We start from the raw sequence: 17,813 nt of genomic DNA on the forward strand, positions 1-17,813 counted from the left end.
AGCGAGGACCCGGCAACCATGAGAAAAGCCCGACTCATACTCCTGGCGGGGCTCGGTACGGCTTTGGCCGTGACGGGACCCGGCATGTCGTCGGCGGACCCCGGCACCACCGCCGTCAACGGCGCGGTCGTGCACACGGCCGACGCCCCCGAACCCGGTTACTGGACGGCCGAGCGCATGCGCGAGGCGACCCCGCTCGACCTGCTCGAAGCCACCCCCGCCGATCTCTCCGGCGAAGTTCCCACCGGTGACGAACTCACCGTCTCGCCGACGGACGGCCACGTCTCGGCCGTGCCCGAAGGCGGCGGACCGTGGACGGGCGGCGGCGACGTCGTCACCACCGCGGGCCGCGTCTTCTTCACCATGGACGGACGCAACGCCTCCTGCTCCGGCAACGCCGTGACGAGCACGAACAAGAGCACCGTCATCACGGCCGGCCACTGCGTCAAGTACCAGGGAACGTGGCACACCAACTGGACCTTCGTCCCCGGCTACCATGATGGACAGTCGCCGTGGGGACAGTGGACCGCCACCGAGACGCTGACCACCCCGCAGTGGGAGGCCAGTGAGGACATGAACTTCGACGTCGGCGCCGCCGTCGTCGCTCCGCTCAACGGAAAGCTCCTCACCGACCTCGTCGGCGGCCAGGGCTTGAAGTTCAACGGCGCCTACAACCAGGTGATGTACTCCTTCGGGTTCCCCGCCGCCGACCCCTACGACGGCTCGAAGTTCATCTACTGCAGCGGCACCGCGTTCAAGGACTTCCTATTGACGCAGGACCACGGCCTCTCGTGCGACATGACGGGCGGCTCCAGCGGCGGCCCGTGGTTCTACGAGTTCAACGAGTCCACCGGCACCGGCCTCCAGGGATCCGTCAACAGCTTCGGCTACGTCTTCCTCCCCGGCACGATGTTCGGCCCGCACTTCGGAACGGACGCCCAGAACCTCTACAACACCGCTCAGAGCTAGACACCCGCTGAACGGCGGATCGGCCCTGTCTTATGTGGAATAAGGCAGGGCCGACGATCGCGCCGAAGCAGATCACACCGCTCAGTGAGCGCCCCGCACTCGGGGTCGTCCATAAAGGTGACCATCTGCCGACCCCTTGACCTGATCCCCTGGCGGCTACCCCACTGAACACCGTGACATGGCAGGGAATCCGACATCCCGGCCACCACATGAAGCCCTTGACCTGACCGCCGAAGTTGCCGCGCGTCCGCCTTTCCGACGTGGTTCAGCTGCCCCCGCGTCGGCAGACTCACCGACTTGCGCCTCACCGCTTCCGGGAGGCATCTCTTCCGCCCGAGCGATTTTCCATATAGGACCACATCTCATCGGGTTCATTGAACGAATCATCGGGCGCGACCGAGTGCGCGGCGACTCCCGCGGAGACCCGTTCCCGCCACGACGCCATGATCCAGAGGGGCGCGCAAGATCCACAATGGCGAATGGCGGACCGTCGGCGCGATCCGCCCCAGGCCAACGAGTTCGCGTGCCGTAACCACCACTAAGCCGCCAGGTTTATCGGCGACACCTATTGACAAGGTGTGTCGCGGACCACTATCTTCCATGAATCAAAGCGCTTACATACATCCATTGATCACGATCTTGGGTCGATGACTCCCCGGTGTGGCGCTGATCTTTGTGGAGGTAACCCGATGAGGGAATGGATACGGCCGACCATCGCATGTGGTCTGGCCGCGTCACTGCTGCTGGCCGGCTGTGGTCGCGGCGAGGACGACTCGGCCGATGGCCCCGGAAAGCCGATCAGCGAAGGCAAAGCCACCGGCGACATCACCATCTGGGCAATGGGCGCCGAGGGCGAGAAGCTGTCCGAACTCGCCGACGACTTCATGTCCGAGAACCCCGATGCCAAGGTCACGGTGACGCCCATCCCGTGGGACGGCGCGCACGACAAGATCGCCAACGCCATCGCCGCCGGCGAAACACCGGACCTGACCGTGGTCGGCACCACCTGGATGGGCGAGTTCGCCCGCACCGGCGGACTGGACCCCACACCCGAGGGCCTGGTAGCGCCCGACCACTTCTTCGACGGCGCCTGGGACACCACGGTCGTCGACGGCACCTCGTACGGGGTCCCCTGGTACGTCGAGACCCGGATGATCTACGTCAACAAAGACGTAGCCGCCAAAGCCGGAGTGTCCTCCTCCCCCAAGACCTGGGACGACCTCAAGTCCGGCATCACCGCCATGCAGGACAAGGGCGATGCCGAGTGGGGCATTTCGCTCCAGCCTGGAGGCACCGGTTCATGGCAGACGGCCCTGCCGTTCGTATGGCAGAACGGTGGAGAGGTCATGGACGGCGACAACTTCGCCTTCAACAGTCCGCAAACCATCGAGGCGCTCGACTACTACAACTCGTACTTCACCGACGGCCTGTCCCCCACCGACCTGCCGGACGGCTCCCTGGAACCGGACTTCATCAAGGGCGAGATCGGCGCGTTCGTCTCGGGGCCCTGGCACATGGGCATCCTCGATGATCAAGGCGCCACCGGCGAGTACGCGCTGTGGCCCATGCCCAGCAAGGAATCGAGGACGTCCTTCATCGGCGGCAGCGACCTCGCGGTCTTCAAGGACGCCAAGAACCGTGACGGCGCCTGGAAGTTCATCCAATACGCGTCCCAACCGGACGTGCAGGTCGAGTGGTACAAGACCGTGGCGGCGCTGCCTTCGGTGACCGCGGCCTGGGATGACAAGGCCCTGGCATCCGACCCGCAGCTGGCGGCGTTCGGCGAACAGCTCGACGACGCCAAGGCTCCGCCCACGATCGCCACCTGGGAACAGGTCGCCGCCGCTTTCGACGGCCAGGTGGAGAAGCTCACCAAGACCGACATCACCGCCAAGGAGGCCGCCGACGCGATCCAGGAGGAAGCCACCTCGATTGGCACGGGTGGCTGACGTGACCGAGGTGCATGGCGCGGCCGATCGGCGAGGACGCCGGAGAATGCGACTTCGCAAGGCCGTCGTCGGCTGGGGCTTCGCCACTCCGTTCACCGTGCTGTTCGCCGTGTTCATGGCCGGGCCGGTGCTGGCGTCGCTGGCGATGAGCTTCACCGATCTGAGCAGCGCCGACATCAGAAACCCGCTGGCCGTGGACTTCGTGGTCTTCGACCAGTACGCCAAGCTGCTGACCGATCACCGGTTCGTCAAAGCCGCCGGCAACACCGCGATCTTCGTGTTGGCGGGAGTACCACTGACCATGATGGCCGGACTGGCCGTCGCAATTGGACTCAGCTCCGGTCTGACGAAGTTCCGCGGACTGTTTCGGGTCGGTTATTACCTGCCGGTGGTGACCAGCATCGTGGCGATCTCGGTGGTGTGGCGGTTTCTGCTGCAACCCGAGACCGGCCTGGTCAACAACCTGCTCGCGCTGATCGGCGTGAGTGGACCGCACTGGCTGGACGACACCACGTTCGCGCTGCCCTCCCTCATCGTCATGTCGACCTGGCGCAACCTCGGGTTCTTGATGGTGATCTTCTTGGCCGGTCTGCAGGCGATTCCGCAAAGCCTGTATGAAGCGGCCAGACTGGACGGCGCCAGCAGGTGGAACCAGTTCCGCTACGTCACGCTGCCGATGCTACGACCGACGATGCTGTTCGCCGCGGTGATCACCACCATCGGCTACCTGCAGTTCTTCGAGGAGCCGTTCGTGATGACCCAGGGCGAACCGCTGGACTCGACACTGTCCATCTCGTACCACATCTACAACCAGTTCGGATTCGGCAACTACGGCTACGCCTCGGCGATGAGTTACGTGCTCTTCGTGTCGATTGTGGCCTTGTCGCTCGTCTGGTTCCGACTGCTGCGCAGCGATGACAAGTGAGGAGACGCCGATGAGCACCCCCAGCACGGCGCGGCAGCCGAGCGAACGCAAGCCCGGCGGACCGCGCCGCCGGGACCGGATTGCCAAGACGGTGCTGCACCTCGTGCTGGGCGCCGGACTGGTGGTCATGGCCGGGCCGTTCCTGTGGATGCTGCTGTCGTCGGTGAAGAGCGAAGCCGAAATCCTCGAGGTGCCGGCCACCTGGTGGCCCCGGAACGTCACCTGGGACAACTTCGTCCGACTGTTCGACAAAATGGACTTTCCCACCTATTTCACCAACTCCGCCCTGGTGGCGCTTCTGGTCACCGTGGGCAACCTGGTGTTGTGCTCGGCGGCCGGGTACGCGCTGTCCAAGTTGCGGTTCCCCGGCAGAGGAACCCTGTTCGGTCTGGTCGTCGGCACGGTCATGGTCCCCGGGATGGTCACCTTCGTGCCGTTGTTCGTGCTGGTGAGCAGGCTGGAGATGACCAACACCTACGCGGGTCTGGTCGTGCCATTCCTGGCGGGAGCGTTCGGCGTGTTCTTCATGCGCCAGTTCATCTTCTCCATTCCCGACGAACTCATCGAATCGGCGCGCATCGACGGCGCCGGCGAGCTGCGCATCTTCACGCGCATCGTTTTGCCCTTGTGTCGGCCGGCGCTGGCCACGCTCGGCATCTTGACCTTCCTCGGCTCCTGGAACAACTTCCTGTGGCCGCTCGTCGTAGCGACCACTGAGGACAAATACACCCTTCCGGTCGCGCTGGCGCTGTACAGCGTCGGCCAAAACGACACCGACTACGGCCTGCTTCTGGCCGGCTCGGTCGTCGTGGTGCTGCCCGTCCTCATCGTCTTCGCGATCCTGCAACGCCATTTCGTGCGTGGCATCGCCACCACCGGATTGAAGTAACACCGACCCAATGGAGGTTCGACAATGAAACGACGATCCATCCTCGCGCTGGCGGCCGGGACGTCGGCGGCGCTCGTGCTACCCGGTTCACCCGCTCGGGCCGCCGGCACCGTCCCCTATGACGTGACGGCGTTCACCGACTCGCAACGCCGCGAACTCGTCCGGTACGCCGCCGACACCTGGCGTTCGATGGAGGCCCTCGCCGACCCGACCACCGGCCTACCCGCCGACAACATCGACGGCGACCTCGGCGAGGACAGCCGCTCCGCCTATACCTCTCCCACCAATATCGGCTGCTACCTGTGGTCGGCGATCGTGGCGCGAAAGCTCGGGTTCATCTCCCGCCAGGCCGCACGCGAGAGAATCGGCAAGGTGCTCGACACGCTGGCGTCCCTACAGCGGCACCCCTACTCCGGAATGTTCTACAACTGGTACGACCCGGCCACCGGCGACATGCTCACCACCTGGCCAGAGGACGGATCCCCGATCTACCCATTCTTGTCCAGTGTGGATAACGGCTGGCTCGCGGCGGCGCTGATGGTGGTCGGCAACGACGACCCGTCGCTGCGCCGACGCGCCAACGCGGTCCGCAAGGACATGAACTTCGCGTTCTACTACAACCCCGACGCGCTGGGAGAAGACTTCGGCGCGGGCCAGTTCCGGGGCGGTTTCTGGCCCGAAGAGCCACCCGGCGGCGGAGTCCTGGACAACTACGTCGGCAGCGGCCCCGACGTGTGGTTCACCGGCCACCACTATGGAACCCACAACAGCGAGACTCGCATCATCGGCTACGTCGCGATCGCGCTCGGCCAGGTACCGGTCGAACACTACTTCGCCCCCGCACGCACCTTCGCCGACAACTGTGACTGGTCCTGGCAGGAAATGAAGCCGGTCGGCGATTTCCAGAACTACCTGGGCATCGAGGTGTTTGAAGGCGCCTACCAGTACCGCGGCCTGCGGTTCGTTCCGAGCTGGGGCGGGTCGATGTTCGAGGCGCTCATGCCCGACCTGTTCGTCCCGGAGGCGACCTGGGGGCCCAACAGCTGGGGCCGCAACCACCCGGCGTTCGTGCGAGGCCAGATCGAGCACGGGCTCGCCGAAGCCGGCTACGGCCACTGGGGTTTCTCGCCGGCTTCGGATCCGCACGGCACATACCGTGAGTACGGAGTGGACCCGATGGGCCTCGACTCCGCCGGATACACCAGCGACAAGGAACGCACGACCGTCGACTACGGCTTCGCCGGGTGTCCGGACCGTGAGCCGCAGCCCGAGCCCGACCACTACGGCGACGGCGTGGTCACGCCCCATGCGGTGTTCCTCGCCTTGCCTTACGCACCAATGGAAGCGATGGAGCAGTTGACGAGGCTGCGCGCCGACTTCGACATCTACGGCACCGGCGGGTTCTATGACGCGGTCGCCGTCCGTTCGGCGACCGTCGCCCGGCGCTATCTGGCACTCGACCAGGGAATGATCCTGGGCGCACTCGGCAATCTGCTGGGAGACGACGTGATCCGCTCCAACTTCTGCGATGACCGCACCGAACACCGACTGCGACACGCCATCGGGATCGAGGAGTTCAACATTCCGGCCGACCAGTAGAGGTTGTCCCGTTACCCAGCAGTTCGGCTGCGGCGCGCGCCTCGCACCGCCTGAGATGACGGGACCTCTGATCCTCGACGGGGCCACAGCGCGGGGAAGCCGTGATGCCGACGCCCGCGCCGCCCCAGACCGGTCACCGCCACGGCGGTGACCCTCAAACCTCCGGCACGACCGAAAGGGAATACTCGGATGACCAATGATCATCTCGCCGAAACCGGCCATGACGCCAGGACCGACTGGGACGCCCGCATCGGGGTACGGCGCAATGAGTCCACAGCGGAAAAGGTGGTTCTCCCGGCACCGGCAAACCTGCGCTGCGACGCGGGTCGAGGCCAGGTCACGCTTGACTGGAACCCTGTGCCCGGCGCGATCGGCTACCTCGTGCACCGCGCCGACGGCCCCGACGGCCCCTTCGTGCCGGTCGATCACAAGAGCGGGGACGTCCTGGCGGTCCCTCACCCGCCATACGCCGATACGACCGGCACCGTGGGCCGTACCTATTTCTACGCGGTGGCCGCGCTGTCCGACATCGACGCCGTCGGGCCACTCGGCGAAGTCGTCTCGGCCGCGTCGCAGCGCGACGGTGAGGCGCGAGTCCAGGTGAGCGTCGACGCCGCCGCCGACACCGGCAGCCTGGCTCGCCCGTGGTCGGCGATGATCGGCGCCGAACATCTCAGCCACCTGCTGTCCACCGAGACCACCGGTGGACGGCCGATCGGCGCCGAACTGTCCGAGGCCCTGACGGTCACTCGTCGGGACCTGGGCGTGAGAACCGTGCGCGCTCACGCGATCCTCAACGACGACGTCGGCGTCTACCGAGAGGTCGACGGGCGGCCGGTACACGACTTCACCCGCGTCTACGAGATCTACGACCGAGTGCTTGAGCTGGGACTGCGTCCCATCGTCGAACTGTCCTTCATGCCGGCCGATCTGGCCCGCGATCCATCCAAGACCGTGTTCGCCTACCGCGCGATCATCTCTCCCCCAAAGGATTGGGATCGTTGGTCCCAACTGATCAGCAATCTCGTCACGAACCTCGTCGATCGTTACGGCGTGGAGGAGGTGCGTCAGTGGGCCTTCGAGGTATGGAACGAAGCCAATCTCGACGTCTTCTGGTCGGGCAGTCTCGACGAGTACCTGCGCCTGTACGAGGTGACCGCCCGCGCGGTCAAGGCCGTCGACGCGGGTTTGAAGGTCGGTGGACCAGGGTCGGCCGCCGCCGCCTGGAACGGTGAACTCCTCGCGCACACCGCCCGGACCGGCGCACCCATCGACTTCCTGTCCACACACACCTATGGCAGTCCGCCACTGGACTTTCGCCCGCTTTGCGAACGGTACGACCGCCCCGACCTAGAGCTACTATGGACTGAGTGGGGCGTCACCCCGACCCACTTCAACCACATCAGCGACAGCCCGTTCTCCGCGGCATTCCTGTTGCGCGGCATGCGTTCAGCGGCCGGACGCATCGAGGCACTCGCGTACTGGGTCGCTTCCGACCACTTTGAGGAACTCGGACGCCCGCCCCGGTTGTTCCACGGGGGCTTCGGCCTGCTCACCGTCGGAAATCTCCGCAAGCCACGGTACTGGGCGCTGCGCGCCCTGAGCCGCCTCGGTGACCACGAACTGCCCACGCTGCTTGCCGGTGACGGCGCCGGTTCGCTGGTCGAGGCCTGGAGCGCGCGTCACGACGACGGCCGGGTCGCCGTGCTGGTGTGGAACGGGACCCTCGATCAGTCCAAAGGCGACGGATCCGACGAGCTGGCTCGGCACGTGCGCGTGGAGATCGCCGGGCTTTCGGGCCGGGCATACCGCGTGTCACACCGACGAATCGACCACGAGCACTCCAACATTCGCGCGATCTGGGACAGTCACGGCGGCGGCGACTGGCCGAGTGAGACGCAGTGGTCTCGACTGCACGAGGCGAACAATTTCGACGCCTACGAACCCGAACGGGTCATCGACGCCACCTCCGGAGTCGTCACCGACGACTTCTCACTTCCCATGCCGGGAATCTCGCTTCTGGAGTTGACACCGGTCGAATGAACGCAGGTGGCGGGTNCGTCGGCACCCGCCACCACGTTTCGCGGCTCGACCAGCCGCGGGCAACCAGTAGCCTGTGGGTAAACCGATTTCGACGGGGTGCGGCGTGACCGGACATGATGAGCAGGCCGCGCGAGAACGACCGCGGCAACGGCCCACCGTGTACCAGGTGGCCGAACGCGCCGGCGTCTCCATCGCCACGGTCTCACGCGCGCTGCGCGACGATCCGAAGGTGGCGCCCTCGACCAGACAGCGCGTCCTGACGGCCGCCGAAGAGCTGTCCGGACACGACGAGGAGGCCGCACGGCGACGTCCCGGCGTGTCACCGCGGCGACGGCCCACCGTGTATCAGGTGGCCGAACGCGCCGGCGTCTCCATCGCCACGGTCTCACGCGCGCTGCGCGACGACCCGAGGGTGACCGCCTCGACCAGACAGCGCGTCCTGACGGCCGCCGAAGAACTGAACTGGTGGCCGAGTCGCGCGGCCCAGGCGCTCGCCGGCGAGGCGCATGGTGCGGTGGCCATCGTGTTCCCCGACCTGACCGGCCCGTATTACGCCGGGGTCATCGCCGGTTTCGAGTCCGAGGTGGTGCACCGCGGCAGCGCGGTGATGGTGCTGGCCACTCACGGCCGCAGCGCATCCGAACAACTGGTCCGGGACCTGTCCACCCGGATCGACGGCGTCGTCATCATGGATCAGACCATCCCCGATTCGACGGTCGAGGACGTCGCCGCCGACGTGTCGGTGATCATGTTGGCACGGCCGGCCCTGCCAGGCGTCGCCGCCGTGCATTCCGAGAACACCAACACCGCGATCGCGCTCACCCGGCACCTTTTCGGTCACGGTCTGCGGAAACTACGGTTCCTGGGCGATCTCGATCTCACTCCCGATGTGCGGCAGCGCTGGGCGGGTTTCGTCGCGGCCCATGTGGCCGAGGACCTTCCGGCGCCGACCGAACCGGTGCCCTGTGGCGGGTTCGAACTCGAGAACGGCTACCGGGCCGCGCTGGAGTTGCTCGAGAACGAGGATGTGGACGCCCTCGTGTGCGCCAACGACGAGCTCGCCTCGGGTGTGTATCTCGCGGCCGCCGAACTGGGGATCAACGTTCCCACCGACCTCGCCGTCACCGGCTGGGACGACATCGACATCGCCGGTCACCTCGCGCCACGGCTCACGACGGTGCGACAGCCGGTTCGAGAGCTGGGCGCGGCGGCGGCCCGGCTGTTGTTCGAACGTATCGCCTCGCGTGAGGTGACCGACGAACTCATCGCCACCGAAGTCGTCATACGGGAGAGCTGCGGCTGTCAACCCGACTCATCGGCCTGAGTAGATAGAGATCGAAGGTTCAGCGCCAACCGATCCTCCCGTTCTCCCACCACCCCCGCGAGGTGCCCATGGCAGGCTCACCACCACAGTGGCTCATCGACTCGGTGATCTATCAGGTCTACCCACAAAGCTTCGCCGACGGAAACGGCGACGGAGTCGGCGATCTCGCCGGCATCCTCCAACGACTGGATCACCTGGAATGGCTTGGTATCACCACGATCTGGTTGAACCCGTGCTTCGCCTCGCCGTTCACCGACGCCGGCTACGACGTCGCCGACTTCCTTCGGGTGGCGGAACGCTACGGCGACAACGACGACCTCGTCGCACTGATCGACGCGGCGCACCAGCGCGGGATGCGGGTGTTGCTGGACCTGGTCGCCGGGCACACCTCCGACCGTCACGCCTGGTTCGCCGACTCCGCGGCGCGCGACGACGGTGTCCACGCCGACCGGTACATCTGGACCTCCGGCCGTGCGAACCGGCCGCCGGGATTTCACCCGTCACCGGGTGGCCGCGACGGCTGCTACCTGCCGAACTTCTTCACCAGCCAGCCGGCCCTCAACTTCGGTTACGCCCGAACGGATCCCGACGAACCGTGGCGCCAGTCCCCTGACGACCCCGGGCCTACCGCCAACCGTGCGGCTCTACGCGAGATCATGGCGTTCTGGCTCGACCGTGGCGCCGACGGCTTTCGGGTCGACATGGCGGCTTCGCTGGTCAAGGACGACGCCGACGGCACGGAAACCGCCAGGTTGTGGACCGAACTTCGCGCGTGGTTGGATCGCGATCATCCCGACGCCGTGCTGTTGTCAGAGTGGGGTGATCCGGCGGCCGCCGTCAATGCCGGATTCCACCTCGACTTCTTTCTGCATTTCGTGGGCCGGGCATTTCGTTCCCTGATGGACAATGGAGCGGGCGTCCAGGTACCCGACTGGCCGCCGGGCCCGTGCTTCTTCGACGCCGAGGGGATGGGCTCGGCCGTTGAGTTCCTCGACGCGTGGGAGTCGGCGACGGCGGCGATGAAGCCGGGCGGTCTGATCTGCCTGCCCACCTCCAATCACGACTTCCCACGGCTCTCGTGTGGCGACCGAAACGGTGAGCAACTCCGGCCGGCCATGGTCGTCATACTCACCTGGCCAACGGTTCCGGCGATCTACTACGGCGACGAGATCGGAATGCGTTACGTGCCCGGGCTTCCGGCAAAGGAGGGCAGTTCCCTCGGGGACACCTACAATCGTGCCGGTTCGCGGACACCGATGCAGTGGAATACCGGGCCGGGCGCCGGGTTCTCCTCCGCGCCGGCCGATCGGCTGTACCTGCCGATCGACCCGGCCGCCGGGGCGCCGACGGTTTCGGCGCAACGCGACGATTCCGATTCGCTGCTTCACCTGGTGAGGCAACTGATCGCGCTTCGCCGGGACAATCCCGCGTTGGGTCCGGCGGGCGACGTGACGGTCCTGGCGGGTCGTACCCGGGCCTATCCGCTGGTGTTCCTTCGAGGTAAGGGCGATCAGCGTTTCATCGTCGCGGTCAACCCTCGCCGAACCCCGGCCACCGCGGCGGTGCCCGGGTACGAACCTGTCGAGCCGGTCATCACCAAGGGCGCGCTATGGCAGGAAGGTCAAGCCCGGCTGGACGGCTTCGGATACGGCATCTGGCGTTTGGTCGACCCGTGACGACCTGACGGCCAGATCGGACCTGCCGGGTTTCCGGCAGGGCCGATCTCGATTCGATGCAGGTCACCGGCGCAGCGGGAACCAGCCACCGTCCCGGCGAAAGTTCGGCGATGACCGCCGGACCCTGCGGGGTCACGCGATCGTGGCGAAGACGTGCTCGGCGGCCTCGGCGATGACCGTCTCGACGCCCTCGGCGTCGTGGGTCTCCTTGCTGGACATGATCGCCAGGACCAGCGGAGCGGCGTCGGGCGGCCACACCACGGCGATGTCGTTGAGCGTGCCGTAGTCGCCGGTGCCGGTCTTGTTGCCGATCCTCCACCTCGGAGGAAGGGCGGCCTTGACGCGAGCCGAACCGGTGGTGTTGCGCTCAAGGAGGTCGCGCAGGAAGGCGCGTTTCCCCCTCGACAGCGCCCGGCCGAGCACGAGCGTGTCCAGGTCCTTGGCCAGTGACAGTGGCGAACTGGTGTCCCGAGGATCGCCGGGGATCGCGGTGACTATGTCGGGTTCGTAGCGGTCCATTCGGGTCACCCGATCACCCAGCAGGCGTGTGTAATCGGTGAGCCTGTCCGGCCCGCCGAGGTCCTTCAGGAGGAGATTGCCCGCGGTGCCGTCGCTGAATCGCACGGCGGCGTCGGACAGTTGGCCGATCGTCATCCCCGTGTCGACGTGCTCGCGCGTCACGAAGGAGCTGGCCATCAGGTCGTCCTCTGTGTAGCGAATCAACTCGTCCAGACGCGACATCGGGTTGTGGTGTAGGACGGCTGCCGTGACCAGGGCCTTGAACACCGAGCAGAACGCGAAGCGTTCGTCGGGACGGTGCGCCAGGACGGCTCCGGTGCCGGTGTTGAACGCGTACACCCCCAGCCGGGCGTCGTAACCCTCCTCCAGTTCCAGCATCCTTTGATCCCGTTGTGGCGCCATCGCCTCAGGTTGCCCGGAACGATCGCCGGAGACGCCTTCGGTCCTGGAACGGTCCTCCGCGGTGGCGCCGGCGGCGACACCTGCGGTCGCGGCCAGCCCGAGCGCCGTGGCGCCAAGCAGCGCCCGACGAGTGAACGACTTTGCCATGTCCTGCCTCCGTGGTCGATCAGCGGGCCGACAGGCACCGGTGATGTGCCGAGCCTATTTCCATAAGCGACCAGTCATCGCGATTTCCGGCACTCGATCGACGTCACAACAGCCGACATCGGTCGCGAGATCGGGGCCCAGAACGGCACGCGGCGAACAGGCCGTTGCTCCGCGACGGCTTGGGGTAGCGTCTCGGAACCGACGCTGAACTGTCGGATCGGCGCGTCTCCGGCCGAGCCGGTTCACGGGTCTGGCAATAGCCTGGCGCGATGACAGCCGATTCACCAGCCGGGTACCTCGCCGAGTTCCATGAAGCCTTCGGCATCCACCGAGAGTCCACTCCGACCCATCCACCGGACGGCATCGCCGCACTGTGTCTGCGCGTGCTCGACGAGGAGATCGCGGAGGTCTCGGAGGCGGTCGGCTCCGGCTCGCTCGCCGACGTCGCCCACGAGTTGGCCGACGTGGTCTACGCGGCCTATGGAATGGCTCTGGCGCATGGCATCGACCTGGACGCGGTCCTGGCCGAAGTACATCGCGCCAATATGAGCAAACTGGACGCCGAAGGCAAAGCGGTTCGGCGCGATGACGGCAAGGTCGTCAAGAGCGACCTCTTCCGACCGGCGGACGTCGTCGCGGTTCTGCGACAGCAGATCGGGAACACACCCGACGCTTGACGTGTCGCCCCTCCCCGGTTCCGAACGGACGCCCGGACACTCCACAACACGGTTCAGTCCTCCTGAGCCATATGGACAGCCGACAATCATTCCGTCTGATGTGGATTAAGTTCGGGCTCCGCAGCCCGCGTTCACGTCACCCGTCCATCTGATCGCCGACTCCCACCGGCGCGAACGGCTGTGGGGGAACGACCGCCGGGTAAGCCGTGTGCGGTATCGGCTTCGAGACCGGGAGTCCGAAGTGATCACCTGATCCGCCGGGCGGTCGACGGCATTCCTGTTCGGACCATGCGACGTCCCGAGGGCGCCGGCCGACCGCCGACGTCGATCTGAAGCCGCGCCCGCAGGTGATGGCTCTGCTGTCAGCAGATTGTCTTGGCTGCTCAGCCGGGACGCCGTCATTGTTGGTCGTGGTGCCGGATCGCGGCATCGGATCCGAGCTGAAGGAAGAGATCATGCAGACAGCCGTCGCCTCAGTCGCCCCCGGTGGCGGGTCGCTCGACGACCAGTTGGCCGCCCGACTGCTCCAGCAGCGCATCATCGTTCTGGGCACCGAAGTCGAAGACGCGGTGGCCAACCGATTGTGCGCCCAGTTCCTGCTGCTGTCGGCGGAGGACCCACGCAGCGACATCAGCCTGTACATCAACTCGCCCGGCGGTTCGGTGAGCGCCGGACTGGCCATCTACGACACGATGCGGTTGATACCCAACGACGTCAGCACGCTGGCCATGGGTTTGGCGGCGAGCATGGGCCAGTTCTTGCTGAGCGCCGGTACCCCCGGCAAGCGGTTCATGCTGCCGCACGCGCAGGTCCTGCTGCATCAGGGCTCGGCCGGGTTCGGCGGGACCGCCGCCGACGTGGAGATCTACGCCGAACAACTGCAACGCACCGGAACTCTGATGACCACGCTGATCGCCGAGCACACTGGACAGTCGGTGGAGAAGGTCGAGGCCGACAGTCTGCGGGACCGTTGGTTCAGTGCCACCGAAGCCCGTGAGTACGGCTTCGTCGACCACATCCTCGAACGGCTGGACGACGTCCGTCCCGCGGCCGTCAACCAGCGAGTGGGGATCTGACCATGAGCCAGTACACGATCCCCACCGTGATCGAGCGGACGTCGACCGGCGAACGCGCCTTCGACATCTACTCCCGGTTGCTGGCCGACCGGATCATCTTCCTGGGCACGGAGATCGACGACGGGGTCGCCAATGTCGTGATGGCCCAGCTGATCCACTTGGAATCGGCGAGCGCCGACCAGGAGATCGGCCTCTACATCAATTCGCCGGGCGGCTCGTTCAGCGCCCTGACCGCCATCTACGACACCATGCAGTTCATCCGGCCCAAAGTCGCCACCATCTGCATGGGGCAGGCGGCGGGCGTGGCGGCGGTACTTCTGGCCGCCGGTGCCCCGGGCAAACGCTCCGTGTTGCGACACGCGAGAGTCACACTGCACCAGCCGTCCAGTCAGGCTCGCGGCACCCTGCCCGACCTGGCCGTCCAGGCCAAGGAGGTGGCCAGGGTTCGGGCCGAGATGGACGAGATCCTCAGCCGGCACACCGGCCATCCGATCGCCAAGATCAAGGCCGACACCGACCGCGACAAGACTTTCAGGGCCGGCGAAGCCGTCGAGTACGGCCTCGCCGACCGGATCGTCACCAATCGTTGACGAACGAACTAGGCGGCCATGCAGTACACGTCGCCGGAACCGCTGCGCTGCACCCGATCGCCGCGGAACGCCGTCACCTGCACCACAGTCGCCCGCCGGGCGCGATCGTCTGCCAGGTCGCGCCCGATGGCGGCCAGCAGATCGGACAGTTCGATGCGCAGCGCGTCGCAAATGGCCGTCAACACCTCCGAGGACGCCTCCTTACGGCCGCGCTCCAGCTCGGAAAGGTAGGCCATCGACACTCGGGCCTCCCGTGCCACGTCGGCCAGCGTCCGGCGCTGGGCCAGCCTGGCGCGGCGCAGAACGTTGCCGAGCACGGTCCGCAGCAGCGGTTTGGCCTGCCGCCGACGATTGGGGGGCCCGGCCGGGGACAGCTCCGACATCCCACGTCCCTTCCTGGTTACCGCTGATCCGCTGACCGGACCTCGCGTGCTTCCTGACATCTATACCGGTGGGCGCGCGAGCCGGAAAGCACTTTCGCCAGCAGCGTAGTAACCCGTTCCCGGGTCGGTCGGAGTCGACCGTCCTCGTCGGCGTGCTGGGCGGATCAGTCGGCGGATTGACGTCGTCCGATGTCGTGACCGCCGTACAGCAGCAGTCTCCATCGCCAGGGCACGGCTCGAAACCGGGCACCCGCTGAACGACCGGATCGACCCTGACACATTCCATATGGGACCAATGTGGTTTCGATGCGGAACCGAGGTCTCCGCGCTTTCTGGGTTTCGTCCGGAAAGGAAGGTCATGGCCGGCCCCAGGTCAGATGTCGAGCGCAGGCGGTGATGTCGGGGGCATCTCCAGACCGGGGTCGTTGGAGTCATCCACAGTGCACAGACTTCGTCCCGAGTGCAGGTGCAGCCAGGTCACCGCCAACCACGCGCCTTCCGATCGCACGTGCGTGGCGACGTCCTAGTCCTCGGACTCGAAGAGCGCGAAGCAGGTCAGCTGTAGTGCACGGCGTCGACGTCCATGACTCCCCACGCGCGATCCGATGGAAGCCTTCGACCGCCTCGGCCGTGGTCATCTCCTGTTCGTCGAGGAGCGCTTCGGTTCTGTCCGCTTTGGATTCCAATAGCGGGGAGATCTGCGCGAACAGTCCGCGCAGCCGTTCATCCGGCTTGGCCGTTTCCAGAGCCGAGGCAATAGACATCAGCAGGTGCGAATACGCCCTTCCCATCTCGGTCATGCCGTGCCCTCTAGGTGGCACGCGGCACGCAGAATCGGGCGAGAGAGACGGAGAAGCGACCGTTCCGAAGCCTCGAAACCCGCGTGACACCAGGCAAAAGTAGCCGCCGGCAGCTAGCTCTCCGCGACGAAGTCGGCGAGCGTCTCGGCGATCACCTGCGGCGCACTGCTGATCGCACCCGGGTTCCGTCTCCGGTAGTACGGAATCGCTATCAACGGCAACGACAGAGCCCAACCGCGCGCGCGAGCCCACATATCGTCGTCGACATCCGCTTCGGCACGGAACACCCGCCGCGACTCGCCGTCGAAGACGTACCACGCCGCCAACAGGTCACCGGCGGGGTCGGCGGCGGCCAAGGTCGCGAAGTCGATGACCGCCGACAACCGGCCGTCCACCGTCAAGATGTTCCCTGTCATCAGATCGCCGTGAATCCATGCCGGAGGCCCCTGCCACGGCGCGGCCGCCAAGGACGCCTCCCACGCCGCGAGCACGAGTTCGACGTCGAACTCGTCCCGGAGCTCGTCAAGCGCCTCCCGGAACATGGCGTCGCGCGGGGCCAATGGGGTACCGCGCTTGAACGGGTCATCGGGCGGCACGGGGCCACCGGTCGCGTCGATGGCACGCAGGCGGCGAACGAACCCGGCGAGGTCCGCGGCGGCCCGATTGGGGTCGTCCAGGCGATCCAACCGCAACGTCTCCCCGGGGAGCCATCGATACACACCCCAACTGAACGGATAGCCCTCGCCCGGTGTCCCGATCTCCACGGGTTCCGGAACCGCCAGCGGCAGCTGCGGGGCGAGACGGGGCAGCCAGGCACGATCCTTCTCCACCTGCCCCTCAGCCCAAGCGGTGCGCGGCAGACGCACCGCCAGGTCAGTTCCGAGCCGAAACGTCACATTGTCCGTGCCGGACTCCGCGACGACGCTGATCGATCGGTCGGACCATCGTGGAAACTGAGTGGCGACGAGGCGCGTCGCCAACGACACGTCGATGTCGACCTCTTCGTCGTGCAACTTCTGAACTTCCGCCATACCAGCGGATTCTGCCCCGTCTGACCGCCGTCGTTCAACGGACTTTTCCGTGAGCCCGGTCCCGCGACGAGCGCTCGACAACGGGCCGACCCAGCGGCTGTTCGGGAGCCGCCCTGAGGAGCGCCACCCCGTAGAGGATGAGCCAGGCAACCCAGATCAGCCAACCGCTGAGTCCTATCAGGCCGAAGACTCCCCCGTACTCGACGACCCACGGCGTGAGGGTGGCCGAGGCGAACTGGAGCGCCGCGGCTACGTAGCCCAGGACGGCCTGCCAGGGCCGGAGGAGCCTCGCGCGTGTCCCTGCGACCGACAAACCGACGAGCGCGAGCGCCAGGAAGGTCCCATTGAGACCGAACAGCGCGTCATGAAGGGCCCATAGCCCGGCGGTGCCCTCGTCGACGCCGGTTCGCGAAAGGGCTAGCCGGATCGCGCTGACGGCGGCGACGTTGACGTTCTGCAGGAGGATCCCACCGAAACCGATCAGTGCCCAGGCCTCGCCTCGGTCGTGTTCGGACCGACGCGCCGCGGCGACCGCGCTCGCCCCGAAGACCGTGGCCAACACCCAGGCTGCGGGAATGAACGCCGAACCCAGCGCGACCGCATCGGCTTCGGCGTCGAAGAACGCGGTCACTTCGCCGAGGCCCGCACCGGTGTTGGGCAGTCCGGCGGGGACGAAGATGAGGTGGTTGGCCAGGAGAATGACGAGGGCGAAGCCGATGCCGGAGAGACCGCCGACTTGAGAGAAGGTCGTCGGGCTACCGCGCAGTTTGAGTTTACTATGCATATATTCAATATATTCCACAGCAAATGAAAG

15 protein-coding genes are annotated in these 17,813 nt (G+C 66.3%); 11 read left to right on the plus strand and 4 right to left on the minus strand.

What is annotated here, in order from left to right:
- Positions 1-18: 18 nt before the first annotated feature.
- From ACM9NP_RS08910 to ACM9NP_RS08945, 8 genes are all read left to right on the plus strand, one after another.
- Positions 19-969: a trypsin-like serine peptidase gene (locus tag ACM9NP_RS08910; protein WP_415646141.1), complete on the plus strand. Its 951-nt coding sequence runs from the start codon at positions 19-21 to the stop codon at positions 967-969.
- 689 nt (positions 970-1,658) lie between these two features.
- Positions 1,659-2,918 carry a sugar ABC transporter substrate-binding protein gene (locus tag ACM9NP_RS08915; protein WP_415646142.1) on the plus strand — a complete coding sequence of 420 codons (1,260 nt, stop codon included), beginning with the start codon at positions 1,659-1,661 and terminating at the stop codon, positions 2,916-2,918.
- Positions 2,919-2,964: 46 nt separating this feature from the next.
- On the plus strand, positions 2,965-3,843 hold the full coding sequence (locus ACM9NP_RS08920) for a carbohydrate ABC transporter permease (RefSeq protein WP_415646143.1): 879 nt from the start codon (positions 2,965-2,967) through the stop codon (positions 3,841-3,843).
- Between the two features lie 10 nt (positions 3,844-3,853).
- Positions 3,854-4,732 carry a carbohydrate ABC transporter permease gene (locus ACM9NP_RS08925; protein WP_415646144.1) on the plus strand — a complete coding sequence of 293 codons (879 nt, stop codon included), beginning with the start codon at positions 3,854-3,856 and terminating at the stop codon, positions 4,730-4,732.
- A 24-nt stretch (positions 4,733-4,756) separates the two neighbouring features.
- Positions 4,757-6,331 (plus strand): glucoamylase family protein, encoded by a 1,575-nt coding sequence (locus ACM9NP_RS08930; RefSeq protein ID WP_415646145.1) that lies wholly within the window; start codon positions 4,757-4,759, stop codon positions 6,329-6,331.
- 189 nt (positions 6,332-6,520) lie between these two features.
- Entirely contained in the window at positions 6,521-8,374 is a 1,854-nt protein-coding gene (locus ACM9NP_RS08935; RefSeq protein WP_415646146.1) for a GH39 family glycosyl hydrolase, read from the plus strand.
- Between the two features lie 103 nt (positions 8,375-8,477).
- Complete coding sequence (locus ACM9NP_RS08940; protein WP_415646147.1) at positions 8,478-9,698, plus strand: LacI family DNA-binding transcriptional regulator; 1,221 nt, start codon at positions 8,478-8,480, stop codon at positions 9,696-9,698.
- A gap of 68 nt (positions 9,699-9,766) precedes the next feature.
- Complete coding sequence (locus tag ACM9NP_RS08945) at positions 9,767-11,374, plus strand: alpha-amylase family glycosyl hydrolase (RefSeq protein ID WP_415646148.1); 1,608 nt, start codon at positions 9,767-9,769, stop codon at positions 11,372-11,374.
- Positions 11,375-11,506: 132 nt separating this feature from the next.
- On the opposite strand, the gene bla is transcribed toward ACM9NP_RS08945, so the two are convergent.
- Positions 11,507-12,442 carry a class A beta-lactamase gene (gene bla / locus ACM9NP_RS08950; RefSeq protein WP_415646149.1) on the minus strand — a complete coding sequence of 312 codons (936 nt, stop codon included), beginning with the start codon at positions 12,440-12,442 and terminating at the stop codon, positions 11,507-11,509.
- Positions 12,443-12,711: 269 nt separating this feature from the next.
- On the opposite strand from bla, the gene ACM9NP_RS08955 reads away from it, so the two are divergent.
- From ACM9NP_RS08955 to ACM9NP_RS08965, 3 genes are all read left to right on the plus strand, one after another.
- A complete protein-coding gene (locus ACM9NP_RS08955) occupies positions 12,712-13,119 on the plus strand; it encodes a pyrophosphohydrolase domain-containing protein (protein ID WP_415646150.1) in 408 nt (135 codons plus the stop codon).
- A gap of 455 nt (positions 13,120-13,574) precedes the next feature.
- On the plus strand, positions 13,575-14,195 hold the full coding sequence (locus ACM9NP_RS08960) for a ClpP family protease (protein WP_415646151.1): 621 nt from the start codon (positions 13,575-13,577) through the stop codon (positions 14,193-14,195).
- 2 nt (positions 14,196-14,197) lie between these two features.
- On the plus strand, positions 14,198-14,785 hold the full coding sequence (locus ACM9NP_RS08965) for a ClpP family protease (RefSeq protein ID WP_415646152.1): 588 nt from the start codon (positions 14,198-14,200) through the stop codon (positions 14,783-14,785).
- 8 nt (positions 14,786-14,793) lie between these two features.
- Here the strand turns inward: ACM9NP_RS08965 and ACM9NP_RS08970 are convergent, their stop codons facing one another.
- From ACM9NP_RS08970 to ACM9NP_RS08980, 3 genes are all read right to left on the minus strand, one after another.
- Positions 14,794-15,168, minus strand: coding sequence for a helix-turn-helix domain-containing protein (locus tag ACM9NP_RS08970; protein WP_415646153.1), 375 nt, complete (start codon positions 15,166-15,168; stop codon positions 14,794-14,796).
- Positions 15,169-16,081: 913 nt separating this feature from the next.
- The gene (locus ACM9NP_RS08975; protein ID WP_415646154.1) at positions 16,082-16,999 is read right to left on the minus strand and encodes an aminoglycoside phosphotransferase family protein; all 918 of its coding nucleotides are present in this window, start codon (positions 16,997-16,999) and stop codon (positions 16,082-16,084) included.
- A 34-nt stretch (positions 17,000-17,033) separates the two neighbouring features.
- Entirely contained in the window at positions 17,034-17,783 is a 750-nt protein-coding gene (locus tag ACM9NP_RS08980) for a hypothetical protein (RefSeq protein ID WP_415646155.1), read from the minus strand.
- Positions 17,784-17,813 lie beyond the last annotated feature (30 nt).

This window comes from Stackebrandtia soli (assembly GCF_965137155.1).
Classification (GTDB): domain Bacteria; phylum Actinomycetota; class Actinomycetes; order Mycobacteriales; family Micromonosporaceae; genus Stackebrandtia; species Stackebrandtia soli.

What these genes read in the sequence shown, in the direction of transcription:
- ACM9NP_RS08975 (WP_415646154.1), bottom strand. Translation starts at nt 16,999, where the DNA reads ATGGCGGAAGTTCAGAAGTTGCACGACGAAGAGGTCGACATCGACGTG.
- ACM9NP_RS08980 (WP_415646155.1), bottom strand. Translation starts at nt 17,783, where the DNA reads ATGCATAGTAAACTCAAACTGCGCGGTAGCCCGACGACCTTCTCTCAA.
- ACM9NP_RS08965 (WP_415646152.1), top strand. Translation starts at nt 14,198, where the DNA reads ATGAGCCAGTACACGATCCCCACCGTGATCGAGCGGACGTCGACCGGC.
- ACM9NP_RS08925 (WP_415646144.1), top strand. Translation starts at nt 3,854, where the DNA reads ATGAGCACCCCCAGCACGGCGCGGCAGCCGAGCGAACGCAAGCCCGGC.
- ACM9NP_RS08930 (WP_415646145.1), top strand. Translation starts at nt 4,757, where the DNA reads ATGAAACGACGATCCATCCTCGCGCTGGCGGCCGGGACGTCGGCGGCG.
- ACM9NP_RS08945 (WP_415646148.1), top strand. Translation starts at nt 9,767, where the DNA reads ATGGCAGGCTCACCACCACAGTGGCTCATCGACTCGGTGATCTATCAG.
- ACM9NP_RS08910 (WP_415646141.1), top strand. Translation starts at nt 19, where the DNA reads ATGAGAAAAGCCCGACTCATACTCCTGGCGGGGCTCGGTACGGCTTTG.
- ACM9NP_RS08960 (WP_415646151.1), top strand. Translation starts at nt 13,575, where the DNA reads ATGCAGACAGCCGTCGCCTCAGTCGCCCCCGGTGGCGGGTCGCTCGAC.
- ACM9NP_RS08955 (WP_415646150.1), top strand. Translation starts at nt 12,712, where the DNA reads ATGACAGCCGATTCACCAGCCGGGTACCTCGCCGAGTTCCATGAAGCC.
- ACM9NP_RS08915 (WP_415646142.1), top strand. Translation starts at nt 1,659, where the DNA reads ATGAGGGAATGGATACGGCCGACCATCGCATGTGGTCTGGCCGCGTCA.
- bla (WP_415646149.1), bottom strand. Translation starts at nt 12,442, where the DNA reads ATGGCAAAGTCGTTCACTCGTCGGGCGCTGCTTGGCGCCACGGCGCTC.
- ACM9NP_RS08970 (WP_415646153.1), bottom strand. Translation starts at nt 15,168, where the DNA reads ATGTCGGAGCTGTCCCCGGCCGGGCCCCCCAATCGTCGGCGGCAGGCC.
- ACM9NP_RS08920 (WP_415646143.1), top strand. Translation starts at nt 2,965, where the DNA reads ATGCGACTTCGCAAGGCCGTCGTCGGCTGGGGCTTCGCCACTCCGTTC.
- ACM9NP_RS08935 (WP_415646146.1), top strand. Translation starts at nt 6,521, where the DNA reads ATGACCAATGATCATCTCGCCGAAACCGGCCATGACGCCAGGACCGAC.